This window comes from Pelovirga sp., from assembly GCF_059864205.1.
On record NZ_JCBCBS010000194.1, the window covers coordinates 1 to 16192 of the forward strand.

14 protein-coding genes and 1 riboswitch are annotated in these 16192 nt (G+C 55.2%); of the genes, 1 reads left to right on the plus strand and 13 read right to left on the minus strand.

The genetic code is table 11. From position 1 onward, the window contains the following. A partial coding sequence (locus AC6F7T_RS12075; RefSeq protein ID WP_500719190.1) for an NAD(P)/FAD-dependent oxidoreductase occupies positions 1-320 on the plus strand: 320 nt, incomplete at its 5' end. Positions 321-341: 21 nt separating this feature from the next. Here the strand turns inward: AC6F7T_RS12075 and AC6F7T_RS12080 are convergent. From AC6F7T_RS12080 to aroC, 13 genes are all read right to left on the minus strand, one after another. Further along, positions 342-1568: a hypothetical protein gene (locus AC6F7T_RS12080; RefSeq protein ID WP_500719192.1), complete on the minus strand. Its 1227-nt coding sequence runs from the start codon at positions 1566-1568 to the stop codon at positions 342-344. Between the two features lie 116 nt (positions 1569-1684). Next, the gene (locus AC6F7T_RS12085) at positions 1685-2836 is read right to left on the minus strand and encodes a PLP-dependent transferase (protein ID WP_500719193.1); all 1152 of its coding nucleotides are present in this window, start codon (positions 2834-2836) and stop codon (positions 1685-1687) included. A 59-nt stretch (positions 2837-2895) separates the two neighbouring features. Beyond that, a complete protein-coding gene (locus tag AC6F7T_RS12090; RefSeq protein WP_500719194.1) occupies positions 2896-4050 on the minus strand; it encodes an aminotransferase class I/II-fold pyridoxal phosphate-dependent enzyme in 1155 nt (384 codons plus the stop codon). Positions 4051-4132: 82 nt separating this feature from the next. Then, positions 4133-4246: riboswitch (SAM riboswitch) on the minus strand. 201 nt (positions 4247-4447) lie between these two features. Next, positions 4448-5401, minus strand: coding sequence for a cysteine synthase A (cysK, locus tag AC6F7T_RS12095; RefSeq protein ID WP_500719196.1), 954 nt, complete (start codon positions 5399-5401; stop codon positions 4448-4450). Positions 5402-5570: 169 nt separating this feature from the next. Then, entirely contained in the window at positions 5571-7424 is a 1854-nt protein-coding gene (locus tag AC6F7T_RS12100) for an SLC13 family permease (protein WP_500719197.1), read from the minus strand. A 525-nt stretch (positions 7425-7949) separates the two neighbouring features. Next, complete coding sequence (locus AC6F7T_RS12105) at positions 7950-9275, minus strand: MFS transporter (RefSeq protein WP_500719198.1); 1326 nt, start codon at positions 9273-9275, stop codon at positions 7950-7952. A gap of 11 nt (positions 9276-9286) precedes the next feature. Next, on the minus strand, positions 9287-10537 hold the full coding sequence (locus AC6F7T_RS12110) for an MFS transporter (protein ID WP_500719200.1): 1251 nt from the start codon (positions 10535-10537) through the stop codon (positions 9287-9289). Positions 10538-10579: 42 nt separating this feature from the next. Next, positions 10580-11428, minus strand: coding sequence for an NlpC/P60 family protein (locus AC6F7T_RS12115; protein WP_500719202.1), 849 nt, complete (start codon positions 11426-11428; stop codon positions 10580-10582). Between the two features lie 135 nt (positions 11429-11563). Beyond that, positions 11564-13009 carry a putative nucleotidyltransferase substrate binding domain-containing protein gene (locus AC6F7T_RS12120; RefSeq protein ID WP_500719204.1) on the minus strand — a complete coding sequence of 482 codons (1446 nt, stop codon included), beginning with the start codon at positions 13007-13009 and terminating at the stop codon, positions 11564-11566. 32 nt (positions 13010-13041) lie between these two features. After that, positions 13042-13629 (minus strand): methyltransferase domain-containing protein, encoded by a 588-nt coding sequence (locus tag AC6F7T_RS12125; RefSeq protein WP_500719206.1) that lies wholly within the window; start codon positions 13627-13629, stop codon positions 13042-13044. 40 nt (positions 13630-13669) lie between these two features. Next, entirely contained in the window at positions 13670-14011 is a 342-nt protein-coding gene (locus AC6F7T_RS12130) for an RNA recognition motif domain-containing protein (RefSeq protein ID WP_500719208.1), read from the minus strand. Further along, a complete protein-coding gene (ylqF, locus tag AC6F7T_RS12135) occupies positions 14008-14874 on the minus strand; it encodes a ribosome biogenesis GTPase YlqF (protein ID WP_500719210.1) in 867 nt (288 codons plus the stop codon). The genes AC6F7T_RS12130 and ylqF overlap by 4 nt, the downstream gene beginning before the upstream one ends. Positions 14875-14928: 54 nt before the next feature. Further along, positions 14929-16008, minus strand: coding sequence for a chorismate synthase (gene aroC, locus AC6F7T_RS12140; protein WP_500719211.1), 1080 nt, complete (start codon positions 16006-16008; stop codon positions 14929-14931). Between the last annotated feature and the right edge of the window lie 184 nt (positions 16009-16192).

Consider the following 16192-nt stretch of genomic DNA (forward strand, 5'->3'; position numbering starts at 1 on the left):
CACTATTTGTACTGTTAAGTGAAATTCCAGTGGATAAAAAATGCCATTCCATCACCAAACAAGAGCGGCAACGCCTGGGCAGCCTGTTTAAAAACTGGCGCCTCAAGGTCACGGGTCTCGATACGCCGGAGCGTGCGATCATTACATCAGGGGGGGTCAGTCTTGCTGATATCGACATGCGCACGATGCGCTCAAAAATCATCAACAATCTGTATTTTGCCGGGGAGATGATCGACCTTGATGGTCCGACCGGAGGGTTCAATCTCCAGCTCTGCTGGTCAACCGGTTATCTGGCGGGCATCAACGCCGCCACCGGGTGAATATCGATATCCTTACTATTTTCACTCATTGCTGCGAAAGTGGCTGATAATACGATTGTAAGGCAGATCAAAAAAACTGATGCTGCGGCGCAGATAGGTATCATGGAGATAAAAATCGGCCGCACGCACCGCCACCTCAATCCCTTTCATATGCAACGCACCCCAGGGAATGACCACCACATCGTAGCGTTCTAACGCCTGGGGAAGCAGATCGACCACTGCCTGGTTGCGTTTGTCGATCAGATCGTTCATCAACACGCGATTAGTATCAACGGTGATGTTTTCCTCGGCCCAGCGATTAAACTGCAGATATCCCTGCCACAGGGACTCGGCATTCAAAAAATATCGGGCCAGGGCATTTAGCACTTCGACGCTGCGGGGATCAAACTGCTGCAGATCAATGTCGGCGTCGAGGATATGCGGGCCATCATGGCGTTCACGGTAAGGCTGGCTCAGCTCAGCCAGACCGATGCGGCGGCCGGCGAAATGAAACTGCTCCTGACTCGACAGGCCAAGGTTGCCGGCAATATTGCCGTAACTGAACCGTTCGCGCATCAAGCCGGTATCGTCACTGACCCCTTCAGCCAGAATCAGGGTGCGCTCGGTGGGGATTGAGGCAATCAGATCGCTGTAGTAACTCCCGTGCCCGAGATGAATCATTCCTGCCAAGCGAATATCCTTGCCATCAAGATGATAAACCTTCTCCTGCATGTAGATGCCATCGGGACGCAACTGGACAAAGCCACCGGTACTGCGATCAAGCACACCACTGAGAAGTGAAAAAACTACCAACAACAGGGTAATCGGCAGGACAATCAGGCTGATCAGTGAAAATTTGACCAGCGTCGCAACGCTGAAGGACGGGCCTGAAAACTGCGCAGGAACCAGCAGCAGACTCTTGTTGTTTAACAGAGAATTGACTTTAAGGACCATGACGCCAAAAACCAGTTGCGCAACGTAGGCCGCCAGTTGCCCCCAGCCCAGGGAAAAATGGTCCAGCGGCCAGTAGGACACCTGGCTCCAGAATAACCACAGCAACAGAGGAATCAGCACCCGCTTGGGCAAATGACGGTTGAAACCAAAACCGATGTAAACAAGAAAACCACTGATCAGGCAGGCACCCCAGAGAATGCGGTGAAACTGGGCGGTAAAGGGAAGCAGCCCGTAGTGCTGCGCCAACACATAAAAAATACCGGAAACCGCTGAGGCGACAAAGAGGATCAGAAACAGGTTTGCCAGTTTTCGCATGAACGCCATCCCGGTACCGGAGTAATTCTACACCCAGCTATCGGGGCCAGGCTATTAATATTCCTTTAAAAAGTCAATCTCTAGCGCCGGCAGTCCGGCGCCGGCACCCAGTCGCTTCAGCAGCCGCGCAAACCCTGTTCCAGGTCTTCCCACAGATCCTCCACATCTTCAATACCGGCAGAAATGCGTAGCAGTCCTTGATTGATCCCCATCTGTTCTTTAATCGCTGCCGGAATCGCTGCATGAGACATGCTCCAGCAGTGAGTTAGAATCGTTTCGACCCCACCCAAACTGGGCGCAACAATCGGCAGACGCACGCGTTCGAGCAGGGGCGTTACTGCAGCGGCATTCTTCAATTCAAAGGAGAGCACCGCACCGGCACCGCTGGCCTGGGAAAAATGGCGCTCACGCCCGGCAAAATCGACCAGACCGGGATAGATGACCCGCGCTACCGAGGGATGCCGGACCAGCCGCGTCGCTAATTCCAGGGCATTGGCCTGAGAGGCTTCAAGGCGCAGCTTGAGGGTCTTGATCCCGCGTGACAGCAGAAAACTGTCGAACGGCCCGAGTACCGCACCAAATGAATTTTGAAAACGCTTGATCCGACCGGCAATCTCCTTGTCACCAACCGCGACCAATCCAGCGAGGATATCGCTGTGACCGCCGAGAAACTTGGTGGCACTATGGATCGTCACATCGATACCCAGATCAAGGGGGCGCTGCAACAGTGGGGTCATGAAGGTATTGTCGAGCAGAGTCAGCAAGCGATGCTCACGCGCCAGGTCAACCATGGCGCGCAGATCGGTGATCTTGAACAGGGGATTTGAGGGGGTTTCCAGAAACAGCGCCCGGGTGGTGGGACGGATAGCTGCGGCCACTTGGGCGCGATCTGACTGATCGACCAGGCTAACCTCAATCCCCTGGCGCGGCAGTTGCGTCGTCAGGTAGCGATAGCTGCCGCCGTAGAGATCGTCCGGTGCAATCAGGTGATCGCCGACTTCGAGCAGGGACAGAGCGCTGCCGATGGCTGCCATTCCCGAGGCAAAGGCAAAACCCCGTACCCCGCCCTCGAGCAGGGAAATCGCCTCTTCAACCTGTTGGCGACTGGGGTTGCCACTGCGGGCGTAATCAAATTCCTGCCCGACACCACCGGGGTGATGATAGGTTGAAGCCTGATAGATGGGGACGGTTGAGGCACCGGTGGCCGGATCGCGATCCTGCCCCTGATGAACCAGTAAGGTAGCAATGCGCTTGTCAGATAGGGTCATCTAATACTCCCACAAGGTGAACAATCAAACAAATAGGTTGATATCACATTAACAACCCATCAGCTAGCCAACGCCTGCTCCAGATCGGCAATAATATCCTGCGGGTCTTCCAATCCTACCGACAGGCGCAGCAGTGCCTCATCGATCCCCAGTCGCTGTCGATCCGCGGCGGGAATATCGGCATGGGTCTGAACCGCCGGCAGGGTCATCAGGGTTTCCACCCCACCAAGGCTTTCGGCAAAGGAAATCAATTGCAGCCGCTCCAACACCTGACGAGCAAGCGCTGCATCGTCGACCCTGAAGGACAGCATCCCGCCATAGCCGTGCATTTGTGTAGCCGCCAGGGCATGGCCCGGATGGTCAGGCAACCCCGGATAAAACACCTTGGCCACGCGGGGATGACGGGCAAGCCATTCGGCAACGACAGCGGCGCTGCGACAATGGCGCTCCAGCCGCAGATGCAGGGTTTTGAGAGAGCGCATCAACAACCAGCAATCCTGGGGAGGCAACACCGCCCCGGTAGAATTTTGAAGAAAATAAAGGCGTTCGCCCAGCTCCGGGGTACGGGCAACCAGCACCCCGGCACAGAGGTCGCTGTGGCCACCCAGATACTTGGTCGCCGAATGGACGACTATATCGGCACCATAGTCAAAAGGGCGTTGCAACACCGGGGTCAGAAAGGTGTTGTCGACGACAAATAACAGTTTGCGCTCACGACACAGGGTTCCCAGCGCTGCCAGATCGGCGATGCCCAGCAGCGGATTACCCGGGCTCTCTACCAGCAGCGCCTTGGTCTCCGGCCGTAGTGCTGCTGCCACTGCCGCCACCACCGTGGTATCGACATAGCTGACCTGCAGGCCAAATTTGCCAAACACCTGATCCAGCACCCGGTAGGTACCGCCGTAAAGATCCTCAGAAACGATCAGATGATCACCTGCGGAAAAATGCAAAAACAGGGTCGTCAGGGACGCCATTCCCGACGAAAAGGCCAACCCACGTGCCCCGCCCTCAAGGTCTGCCAGCGCTTCTTCCAGCACCGCACGTGTTGGATTGCCTGAACGGGTATAATCATAGCCGGTACTTTGGCCGACCCCCGGGTGGCGATAGGTGGCACTAGGGTAAATCGGAAAGCTCACGGCTCCGGTTCCCTCATCGACACCGGTTCCGATCTGAACGGTACGGCTGAGCGCCGAAAAATTAAGCTGACTACTCATGCTTACACTCCTTTGCGCAAAAAGACCCCTTCTCTAATCTTGAGAAAGGGTCCCTTCTATCAAAGCGCGAAACCGGGTCACTTTCTCATCTTCCCCTGACAGGCGTCAGGGCAGGATTTAGCACCCACCGTTCGCTGGTAACAAACCGGTTGCTGTGGTTTCTCAGGGCCTGTCCCTCCACCACTCTTGATGAGATGTTGCCGGGGTCAAACCACCGACAGGCGTTACAACAATTGTAACTATTCACTGCTGTCCTTGCGCAGGGCCGGGGTTCCTGTGGCAAGGGTGTTTGTCGCCATGGACGGCGACAACAAGCGGTCAGGGATGACCCAACGGGAAACAATCGCGTCCCTTGACATAAGATCCGAAGAGTCGGTGCTGAACAAATACCAGCAATTTATACAATGCCTTCAAATAGAACACTCGACAGATAGCGCTCACCCGAATCGGGCAGAATCACCACGATGGTTTTACCCTCCGATTCCGGCAGAGCGGCTAACCTGGCCGCAGCAGCAACCGCCGCCCCGCAGGAAATTCCGGCGAGAATTCCTTCTTCCCGGGCCAGGCGCTGGGCGTAGTCAATGGCCTCTTCATTGCTGACCTGCTCAACCTGGTCAACCATATCCAGATCTAGGGTATCGGGAATAAAACCGGCACCGATTCCCTGGATCTTGTGGGGTCCCGGCTGCAGGCTTTGGCCGGCCAGTTGTTGCGTAATAACCGGACTATCGGTCGGCTCGACCGCAACCGAGTGCAACATCTGGCCACGGGTTTTTTTGAAATAGCGCGAGACACCAGTAATAGTACCACCGGTTCCCACCCCGGCAACAAAGATATCAACCTTACCACCGGTCGCTTCCCAGATCTCCGGTCCGGTAGTCTGTTCGTGAATCGCCGGATTGGCTGGATTTTTGAACTGGTGCAGTAAAACATATTTGTCGGGATCACTTGCCGCCATTTCTTCCGCCGCCGCAATTGCTCCCCCCATCCCCTTATTGCCGGGAGTCAACACCAGATTGGCACCAAAAGCCCTGAGCACCTTGCGGCGTTCGAGACTCATGGTTTCCGGCATGGTCAGGGTAACAGGAATTCCCCGCGCAGCAGCGACAAAGGCCAGGGCAATACCGGTATTGCCACTGGTCGGCTCAACAATTTCACAACCCGGTCGCAACTTTCCACTCTTTTCGGCATCCCAGATCATTGAGGCGCCGATTCGGCATTTGACGCTATAGGCCGGATTGCGCCCCTCGATCTTGGCATAGACGGTGGCTTTGCCGGGGACAATACGGTTAAGGCGTACAAGCGGGGTGCCACCAATACTCAGGGAATTGTCTGTGTAGATTTGGCTCATCTTGTTCTCCCAGGGTTTTACAGGGTTTTATGTCGATACGATTTCTACTTCGAGACCGAATAGCGACAAAAGAAATAAACATCACCTATGACAAACACAATAGTAAACACTATTCTTTGTGTCAAGAAAAAATTATTTATTCTACATTGCATTGCTGTGGTTACGCTTGCTAGAGGGGCCATACCCAGAGCAGGCCAGGCAGACTGACGCCAACAACCAGTATTTCCATTGGCAATCCCAGTCGCCAGTAATCCCCAAAGCGAAACCCTCCAGGGCCGAGAATCAAGGTATTGTTCTGATGACCGATGGGTGTCAGAAAGGCGCAGGAGGCGCCAATCGCAACCGCCATCAAAAAACTGTCCGGATTGACCTGCAACTCCATCGCCAGACTGATGGCCAGTGGACACATGACAGCAGCGGTAGCAGCATTATTCATAAAATCCGACAGGGTCATAGTCAATACCAGAATCATTGCCAGCGCCAGGATCGGCTGTCCTTGAGCGACGTTTTCCAGAAGGGTTCGGGCCAGCATGTCTGCCGCGCCGGTGGTTGCCATGGCGCCGGCGACAGGGATAAGGGCACCAAGCAGCACGATGATCGACCAGTCAACACTTTCATAGACCTTTCTAGCCGGTACAATGCGCAGCAGCGTAAAAACCAGAACTCCGGTCGCAAAACTGATGGCAGCAGGAGCCAGGCCCAATGCTGCGGCACCAATCGCCAACGCCATAATCACCGATGCCAGCAGCGCGTGGCGTTTATCGGGAAGGCTGATGGACCGCTGCGCTAGGGGAACACAGCCAAAGGTCGAGGCAAAGCCGGCAAGGGAACTTGGGTTCCCCTGCATCAGCAGCACATCTCCGGCGTGAATCGGTGTGATGCGCAGTCTCTTGATCGAGCGTTTGCCCTGTCTGGAAATAGCCAGCAAGTTGATGCCATATTGGCTACGCAGACGGATATTACTGGCGGTCCGGCCAATCAGAGAAGTACCCGGCATGACAACAAGCTCCTGAATATCAACCTGCTTATCCGTGGTATCCTTTGAGCCCTCATGATCGGACTCCTTGCTGTCATAAACTGTTGCTGTTGTGTCAGCAGGGCTTTCTTCCTGATTATCCTCAGCAACTGTCAGCGGGACTTGTTCTTCAAGGGTCAAATCCAGAGCGGTCAAAGCGGCCGATAAGGCATCCGGATCCGCCTCAATAATCAATATATCGTCAGCTTTAACAGCGCGCGTGGGATTGGGAGCAGTAATACGCAGTTCATTGCGGACCAGACCAACCACCTGGGCATCAACGTCCCCAAGAGCTTCTTCAATTTCGCGCAGGTTTTTACCAACCGCTTTTCCTTTGTCTAAAACCCGCGCTTCAGTCAGGTAGTTCCCGGTTTCAAAGCCGGCGGCTCCCGCTGCTTCGCGTCCCGGCACCAGACGCCAGCCGACAAGCAGGAGGAACAGCACACCGGCAGCGGCGACAACCCCACCCACCGGCAAAAAGGAGAACATGCCAAAGTGGCCGCTGCCGATATCCGCACGGAAACCGGAAACGATCATGTTCGGGGGAGTACCGATCAGGGTCATCATGCCACCGAGAATGGTGCCAAAAGCGAGGGGCATCAGCACCTTGCCTGCCGGCAACCCATGTTTTTTGGCGACCTGCACAGCAATCGGCATGAGCAGCGCCATGGCACCGACATTGTTCATAAACGCCGACAACAGGGCACCCAGACCGACCAGTGCGATAAGACTCAACAATATTCCACCGGTTTTGGGCATGACCCGCTGCACCAGGGCATCTACCGCGCCGGTGCTTTGCAATCCGGAGCTTAGGATCAACACGCAGGCGACGGTGATGACCGCCGGATGGCCGACACCGGCAAAGGCGTCTCCTGACGGAACCAGGCCAGCAAAGACACACGCCAGCAGGGCGCCGAGAGCGACCACATCATGACGCCAGCGCCCCCACAGAAAGAACACAACGGTGGTGATGGCGATAGCAAACAACAGACCCTGATCATAGGTCATATGAGAAACTCCGCGCTGTCAACGACACCCACGCCTACCAAGGCGAATAGGATCATTGCTCAGGTGGAAACAAAAAAAACAGATGTGTTCTGTTGGGAAGTCTAGCAGATAGGCATCGGTGCTGCTAAAGGGAAAAGAAAAAAAATCAGGCGGTATCTGTTCAGCACCGGCTCCTCGGATCCTATGTCAAGGGACGCGATTGTTTCCCGTTGGGTCAGCCATGACCGCTTGTGGTCGCCATCCATGGCGACAAACACCCTTGCCACAGGAACCCCGACCCTGCGCAAGGACAGCAGTGAATAGTTACATCAGGCCTTAATGGCAGCCCAGGCGTTAGCAATAAACTCTTCGGCCATGTCGCAAAGGGGACCGTCCACAACGCATTCCAGTTTGAGCTGCGCGGGACGCAGAATCGCGCCGGTGTAAGATTCATAGGCCGTGTCACAATCGGCAAGGCGATTAACAAATTCGCTCTGACTGTTTCAATCCCTTTACTGGCGCAATCACACAAGGGGGGGGGGCAAATCATTTCGCTGATCGAACAGCTTGTGCCCTGCCCCGCTCCTCGTTCAATGCCAGGACAACGATAAAAGCCGCCGCAAACAACAATCCGCAAAAAAGGATAGCGGCTTGCAGGCCAAAGGCCACCTGCAGCAGGCCTATACCGACCAGCCCGACGATCGCCGCCGCCTTGCTGAATACCCCCCAGAAGCCAAACAGCTCAGCCGCCTGGTCGCGCGGAGACAAAAGCCCCACCAGAGCACGACCGGCAGACTGGGTTGAACCCAGGCAGGTGCCGGCTATACAGCCAACAGCGAGAAAAACATACTGCGCCTGCCAGTTCCAGCCGAACTGTATAACAGCCCAGTCTGCCAGATTCGGGGTCAGGTAGATCAGGATAATGGCAAGAACCCATAACAATAGTGTCATGGCATAGGTAATCTTGGCCCCGATGCGATCCTGCATCAACCCGAAACCAAGGGCACCCAGGGTGGCGGTAATCTGCACGATAACAAACATCAGTACTCGTACCGTCTCATCCCAACCAATGACCTGTGCGCCATAAATAAAGGTAAACGCGATAATAATGTAGATGCCGCACATGGCGAAAAAGATCGACATAAACAACACCGCCAGGTCGCGCAACTGTTTTAACTGCACACAGGTTCGTCCTACCCGGCGAAATCCCAGGAACAGATATTGACGCAGATTGGCAAGCCGGCGTCCACGTCCGCGCTCTTTAAGCCAGATGAAGGTGGGGATCGCCGCCAGCAGAAAAAAAACACCAGCGAAAGGGCCAACCCAGCGGATCCGCGCAAAATTCTCTATACTGACTTCGCCGAGAAACAGCAGGGCGACCGCCGTCGCCAGCAGGCCACCGACATAACCAAGGGCCCAGCCGAAACCTGATATTTTGCCGAGGTCTTCCGGCTTGCCCAGATCGGTCAGAAAGCTGGCGATAAAAGATTCGCCGATGGAATAGGCGTAATTTGAAATGATCAGTAACACCATGGCCGGCAGGATATAGCCGGGAGCGACAAAATACAGCAGGGAGGTCGTGATCACCGTCAGCAGGTAGCTGGCGAATAGAAACTTTTTGCGAGTGGCGGAAAAATCCATAATCGCACCAAACACCGGAGCTGTCAGGACGACCAGAGCATAGCTGGCAGCCAGGGCTAAACTCCAGAGCAGATTGCCCAGTCGATAATCACCGGCAGCATCGCCAACAATGATGCGGGTAAAGAGATCGCCGTAGATAACAGTAATAATCAGCAGGGTGTAGCCCTGGTTGGCAAAATCGAACATGGCCCAGCCAACAATCTCTTTTTTGGTTGCCGGCACATTGTTCATTGATGACTCCATTACCCTGAGATTGATTGGTCCGGCACAGATTGCACTTTTTCGTTACGCATCAGATGAACGATCACTGTCACCAGTGACCAGAAACCCAGGGCAGCAAAAGCCAGCCCCCAGGACATGACGCGATCACTGCCACCGGCCAGGTCAAGCACCAGCCCAAAGGTTAAGGGAGCGAGAAATCCGGCACCGAAGCCGAGCAGGGAATGCAGGGCCATGGCCGCCCCCCTGCGTTCCGCCGGCACCGAAGCGACAAGCCCGGCGGTTAAAGCGGCAGAATCCCCCATGATCAGCAGGAAGTAGATCGCGGTGATGATAAAAACCATCATCAGCGGCAGTGGCGCGCTGAAACCAACCAGACAGGCAAGAAGCCCTGATCCAGCCATGGTCAGAGCAATGATCCTTCTGCGTCCTCTGTGAATAGCGGCCTCGTTACCTAAAATACTGGCGGCCGGGCCGAGCAGATTGATCCACGCCGCCAACGCTGCAGCGCCCAGCAATACCCCACCACTACTGCCACTGAGTCCAATACTGAAGGCAAAAAAAGCCGGCAACCAGGAGCGCAACCCGAACAGCTCCCAACAATGGGCAGCATAGCCAAGGATATAACCCATCGCTTCACGGTTGTTCAGAATGGGTCGAAAATCGAATAACAGCCCGCGTGGGGCATCGACAGCGACGGGAGTTTTTGCTGGAAAGCTGACAAACACCAGAACGCCGGCAGCAATCGGCCCAATACCGGCGGCAAAAAAGGCCCAGAACCACCCCGGCTGCTCGAGCACGCCGGCCAGCAGCAGGGAAACGGTGGTGCCGATACCGAAGGTGGCCGTATAAAAAGCCACCCCGCGACTGGGTACGGTGCCGTGAAAATGATCGGTCAACAAGCGCAGTCCCGGCATATAGGTTCCCGCCAGCCCGGCACCCACCAGCGCCTGAAACAGCATTGCAGAATAAAGCCCGGTGGCAAAAAAAGCAAACCCAACACTGCCAAGCGCAGCAAGCAGGGTCGCCACCAGATAGATGCGCCGGGTATCGAGGCGATCGGTCAGACCCACCAATATGGGTGTTGCCACCATATAACCGGCAAAAAAAACACCGCTGATCAGTCCGGCTTCGGACGCACTTAGCCCCCATTCATGGCGAAACAACGGCAGCAGCGCCGGATAAGTGGCAAATCCGGTCATACTGAGGACTTCGGCTCCACACAAAAGCAGCACGACCTTTACCGGTGAAAGTGGCCCTGCTTTTCTTTTCACTCGAGACCCTCTGAACCCTGATGGCTTGCGGACGAACACGACCTATAAATAAGTTCGCGCTCCGACATAGGCATTATTGAAATAACTGTTGGCAAGGCTGGCAATCCGTACCGTCTGACCGGCTCGAGGAGCGTGAATAAAATCACCGTTGCCGACATATAACCCCACATGGGTTACCCGCCGACCGCCCTGGGTAGCAAAAAAAACCAGATCCCCCGGTTGCAGCGACTGCCGCGTCACCGCCCGGCCGGCATCAAACTGGGCACGTGAATTGCGCGGCAGATCGAGCCCGTTGAGGCGATAGCTGACCATGGTCAGGCCGCTGCAGTCGAACCCACCCTTGTCCTCTCCGCCCCAACGATAAGGGACCCCGAGAAAGCGCCGTGCTGTTCTGACCAGTTCCGCGCGCACATCTCCACGCCCACTGCGCTGAATTCTGGCGATGCTGTATTGATCCGGCACAACGATAAAAAAACTGTCGATCAGACTCTGTTGCTGAAATCGCTGCGCCTCGGCGCGCGCTGCCTCATAGGTCGCGTGATTACCGAACTGCACCTTGTAGAGTCCCGATTCGTCGCGGAAGTAATAGGCATCAATGCCCCGGCGAGCCAGTGACGCTTCCAGCCCTACAGCATTCTCAAGAACGGAAAATGCCCCAACCTGTACCGCGTAGCCCATGCGTCGCAATTCTTCTGCGCCCATCGTTGCCGGCTCTACGCTGGTCGATCTGACCAACAGATCCGCAATAAGGTCAAACTCATCAACTGCAGATTTATCCCGCTGCGGCGACGTGGTGCAACCAGCCAGCAAGACCAACAAGATCAAAAATAACGCTGCCGACAGCGCTACTGAATGAATCGTGCAGCGTCTGACAGACTGAATTCTACTCATCAGGAAATCCTGGCTCACCATGACCAATAGATAGGCAGCACACCATTAACTCACCGCGGGATTTCTGTCTCAGGCGACAGATACGTCAGTTCATTTCGCCCACTGATCACTATCAACGGATGGTTCTGAGCTTTTTTAGTTTCGCATCATATCCAGCCGAAAGTGCTGCTTAAGGGTTGCGATAAAAACCATCACCACCTCAAGAGCCTGTTTAAGGCGCCCCATTTCCACCCTGTCCAGGGTTGCAGGTGCGACAAAGTTGGTGATGTCCTTACCGGCCGCCGCGGCCTCGATCTGAATGCGCAGGCGCATCCCCGTCAGCAGGGAAAAGGCGGCTTCAACATCAGCAGCCTGCCCCTTGTCGAGAACCCCTCGGATCTTTAGCTGAGTCAGTTTTTCCAGAGTACTGCCACCAAAAATTCCAACACTCAACGCCAGGGTTTTCACCCCTTCGGTAATAGTAAAAATACCCGCTTTTTTGAGGTCAATCTCGCCGGCATGTTCCCCTTTGCGTTCAACCTTGACCCGCCCGAACCAGCCCAGGGGTTGAGAAAAATTGACCACATTCTGCGCCATGCGCGCCATAAAAATGCTGTTGTTCTGAGCCTTTTCCAAAATAAAGTGGCGCAGTTCCCGCTCCAGACGACGATCTCCGCAAAGACCGCGCATATCAGAAAGCATCCCGAAATTAAGGATATTTTCACTCTTCGGGCGGTCGATCCAGTCATTTACAACCCGTTTCCAGTCATTCAAGCTGCGGCGCCAGAAATCGTTACGCGCCATGATACCACCAGGACATTCCGGCACGCCGATATCAATTAATGACTCAATCAGGGCCTCGGAAAAAGCCTTGATCTCGGCTAATTGCTGATCTGTCACGTCATCTGCATAGATGATGGCATTATCCTGGTCGGTTTTAAGGGTCTGTTCGCGGCGCCCCTCACTGCCAAGCACCATGAAGGTGCTGTTTTTTTCTATTTCGTAAAATCGCTTGTGTTTAAGTAGCTGGATCAAACGATCGGTCAACTGATCGTTAATCAGGGCAATCAGCTGCACCAGATTGGTGGTGCCGACGCCGTTGCGACTGAGAAAAACAATCAACTGCTCACTTTCGGCGTTAATTTTGCGCAAATCTTCCGTACCGCCGGCTTCGTCGATGGATTTTAACAAATGTTGCGGGGAGCGGTTCTGCAGGCGGATAATGTCAGACTCATTGATGAATCCGACCAAAGCGTTATTCTCATCAACAACACCGATACGATGGATACGATGGCGGGACATACGGTAGAGCACTTCGAACAGAGTGTCATCTTCCCTGACCGAGATCACCGGTGAGGTCATAATGGCACTGACCTTGAGGCTGCGTGGCTCAAGGCCATCCGCGACCACCTTGCTGCGCAGATCACGATCGGTCATGATGCCGACCGGCTGGCCGTTTTCGTCGCAGGCAATCAAACTGGAGATCTTGCGTTCGCGCATCACCTGCGCGGCCGTCATCACCGAATCATGGACACTGCAGGTAATCAGGTGTCGATGACAGTAATCCCGCACCGGCAAAAAGAAGGTTGCTTCTTCAGGCATCTATGTCGCCTCCAGGTTCAGGTATCAACACCTCAGAGTTGCTTGCGCGCCAACAGACCCACCAACGATCCCCCCTTGCGTGACGGCTCGAGACCTTCCTCATAGAGCAGCACCTCCCAGCTGGAAAACCATTTGAGCAGCTCTCCGGGCATCAGGGAAATCTCTCTGTTGACTGATCCGAAGCGCTCCTCACCAGCCTGGCTGAAAGTCCGAATAACAACATAACCCCCTGGGCCCACGGTATTCTGCAATAGCGGTAATAACGGGCGATGGAGATAATAAAACTGCAGCGCCAGATCGTAAGGTCGTGGTGGAAATCGCCAGTCGGCTGCTTCAATATCGGCACAAATAGCGTCAACCGGGAGATTTTCCCGTGCCGCAGCTCTGCGTAGCACACCAATGGCGACCCGGGAAAAATCGACAGCGGTGACCTGGTAGCCGGCCTGTGCCAGGCCCAGAGCGTTGCGCCCCATGCCACAAGCAAGATCAAGAGCAACTCCCGTTTCAGGAAGATAAGGAAGAACCCGCAGCAGCCAGTCATCCGGCTGACCTATGGCTGAGGCTGATTTTTCCTGCCAGCGCTGATCCCATTTTTCCCGGCTGTACCTGCTGTTTTTCATTGGTCACCTTGCAGACATATACAGTAACTGCTGAGGCTGCTTAACGCACCTTTTTACGCCCCGGCACAGAACGTCGGCGCCGGGTTTTTAACGGCTGCACAGCAATCTCCCCACTACGCTCTTCTTTCGAACGTGCTTCGCTGACCTTGATATAACGGCCAGACAGATAGGTGCCATCGAGGGTATTGATGGCTTCCTGGGTTTCTTTGGCATTGGCCATGCGCACAAAGGCAAGCCCCTTAAATTCGCCGTTGGAATCGGTCACCAGCTGCACTGACTGCACGCTACCACACAGGGCAAACAGCTGTTTAATTTCTTCCATGCCAATTTCGTAGGGCAGGTCACTGACGAAAATATCGCGATAGGCAGTGTTGCGCTTCATTCGGACTCCTGATGTTGGTCAAAAGCGCTTGCTTCTTCAGCAGGACGCTCCAGGCTGATACGGCCAATTTTATTTGCGCGCAGATCGCGCAGCAGCAGTTCTGCTGCACGGTGCAGATCGACATCGCCACCGCTGACCAGACAGCCACGACCACGGCCGATCTGCTCCAGTATGGTCAGCTCTGCTGCCGATAAGTCATCTAGCTGATAGCGATTCTTTAATTGCTGCGGGTAGTGTTCCCGCAAGTAAGCCAAGGTGGCAATGGCCACCTCAAGGGTCGCAAAGGCGGCTTCACCGAGGGCACCACTGGCAGCCAGACGGCAAGCTCCACCCAGATTGTCGAGCACCGGCCACAAGATGCCGGGGGTATCGAGAAGCAGAATTCCGTTGCGCAGATCAATCTGCTGTGTTGTCGTGGTGATGGCCGGTTTGTCGCCGACGCGCGCCATTTTTTTGCCGGCCAGGGTATTGATCAGGGTCGACTTGCCGACATTGGGGATTCCCACGACCATGACTCGCAGCGGTTTGCCGGCGCTGACCCGTCCTGCCAGAATCTTGCGGCAGAGGTTGGGAATCAAGCCGACGTCACGTCGGTCCTTAGCCTCCAGGGCCAGCGCCTTGACCTGCTGCTGTTTCTCCAGTAGCCGCAGCCAGGAGCGGGTAATATTCGGGTCAGCCAGATCTTTCTTGTTGAGAATCTTGATGCAGGGTTTAGTGCCGCGCAGACGTTCCAAAAGGGGGTTGGAACTGCTTAGCGGCAGGCGCGCATCAAGAACCTCGAGGACCAGATCAACTTTCGGCAGAATGTCGATAATCTGCGCCCGCGCCTTTTTCATATGACCGGGGTACCAATCAATAATCATCAAAACTCCCGCCGGAAGGACACAAAACGGCAAACGTCATGCATGGGTCAACCATCAATTTCTCATTCTTTGGATCAGGGCCAGATCAGCCAGAACCAGGGCCGCCATGCTTTCGACAATCGGCACTGCGCGGGGGACGACGCAAGGGTCGTGACGCCCCTTGGCTTCGAGGATCACCGGGTTGCCGGCATAGTCGACGGTCTGCTGAGACAAGCCGATGGTCGCCGGCGGCTTGAAGGCGACCCGGAACCAGACCGGTTCACCATTGGAAATCCCCCCCTGCACGCCGCCACTGTTGTTGGTCAGGGTACCAAGATGTTCACCTTTGCGAACAAATGGATCATTATGCTCCGAGCCGCGCCGCTGGGCGCCGGCAAAACCGGAACCGACTTCAAAACCTTTGGTCGCCGGAATCGATAGCATGGCATGGGCAAGCACTGCTTCAAGGCGATCAAAAGCCGGCTCGCCAAGGCCGGCCGGCAAGTTACGACAGACACAGGTGATCACCCCACCGACGGAATCCTTACTCTCGCGGGCGGCGACAATCTCACTGGTCATCTGCTCGGCCGCTAACGGATCAGGGCAACGGATGGCGTTCAGATCAACCTGATCACGCTCGATCGTCTCCATGTTGATGGCTTCGGCAACGTGCCGGCCGACACGGCTGACCCAGGCAATAATCTCGATACCGTACTGCTCACGCAGAAACTTGTCGGCAATAGCTCCAGCGGCAACCCGGCCGATGGTTTCTCGCGCACTGGAGCGGCCACCGCCACTGGAGGCGTGAATGCCGTATTTCATCCGATAGGTGTAGTCAGCGTGTGATGGCCGCGGAATTTCACTCATGGAACCATAATCCCCGGGACGTTGATCCTTGTTCTTCACCAGCAGACCGATGGGGGTACCCAGGGTCAGGCCGTTTTCTACCCCGGAGAGGATCATTACCTGATCAGCTTCGTTGCGCTCCGTACCCAGAACGTTGCCACCAGGCCGTCGGCGGTCGAGCTGCCGCTGAATATCGGCCGCACGCAATGGCATCCGCGGCGGCACGCCATCGACACTGACCCCGACCCCGTAACAGTGGGACTCACCAAAGGTACTGATATTGAATAATCGTCCGAATCGACTTGACATCTTGCTCCCCTGATTTTTAGTGTGCGCAATGGCCTAAAGCTTCTGATCAAACTGCACTGGTCATCTGTCTGCAGTCGACGGATCATAGCACAATTTCTTTACAGGAAACCATTTGCATTGCCGGCGACTATCCCCGGTATTGTTCCTCGACCGTTTTTTCCTGATCGAGGCTTTGCAAAAACGG

What these genes read in the sequence shown, in the direction of transcription:
- AC6F7T_RS12100 (WP_500719197.1), bottom strand. Translation starts at nt 7,424, where the DNA reads ATGACCTATGATCAGGGTCTGTTGTTTGCTATCGCCATCACCACCGTT.
- AC6F7T_RS12090 (WP_500719194.1), bottom strand. Translation starts at nt 4,050, where the DNA reads ATGAGTAGTCAGCTTAATTTTTCGGCGCTCAGCCGTACCGTTCAGATC.
- AC6F7T_RS12105 (WP_500719198.1), bottom strand. Translation starts at nt 9,275, where the DNA reads ATGAACAATGTGCCGGCAACCAAAAAAGAGATTGTTGGCTGGGCCATG.
- AC6F7T_RS12120 (WP_500719204.1), bottom strand. Translation starts at nt 13,009, where the DNA reads ATGCCTGAAGAAGCAACCTTCTTTTTGCCGGTGCGGGATTACTGTCAT.
- AC6F7T_RS12085 (WP_500719193.1), bottom strand. Translation starts at nt 2,836, where the DNA reads ATGACCCTATCTGACAAGCGCATTGCTACCTTACTGGTTCATCAGGGG.
- cysK (WP_500719196.1), bottom strand. Translation starts at nt 5,401, where the DNA reads ATGAGCCAAATCTACACAGACAATTCCCTGAGTATTGGTGGCACCCCG.
- AC6F7T_RS12130 (WP_500719208.1), bottom strand. Translation starts at nt 14,011, where the DNA reads ATGAAGCGCAACACTGCCTATCGCGATATTTTCGTCAGTGACCTGCCC.
- AC6F7T_RS12125 (WP_500719206.1), bottom strand. Translation starts at nt 13,629, where the DNA reads ATGAAAAACAGCAGGTACAGCCGGGAAAAATGGGATCAGCGCTGGCAG.
- AC6F7T_RS12080 (WP_500719192.1), bottom strand. Translation starts at nt 1,568, where the DNA reads ATGCGAAAACTGGCAAACCTGTTTCTGATCCTCTTTGTCGCCTCAGCG.
- ylqF (WP_500719210.1), bottom strand. Translation starts at nt 14,874, where the DNA reads ATGATTATTGATTGGTACCCCGGTCATATGAAAAAGGCGCGGGCGCAG.
- AC6F7T_RS12115 (WP_500719202.1), bottom strand. Translation starts at nt 11,428, where the DNA reads ATGAGTAGAATTCAGTCTGTCAGACGCTGCACGATTCATTCAGTAGCG.
- aroC (WP_500719211.1), bottom strand. Translation starts at nt 16,008, where the DNA reads ATGTCAAGTCGATTCGGACGATTATTCAATATCAGTACCTTTGGTGAG.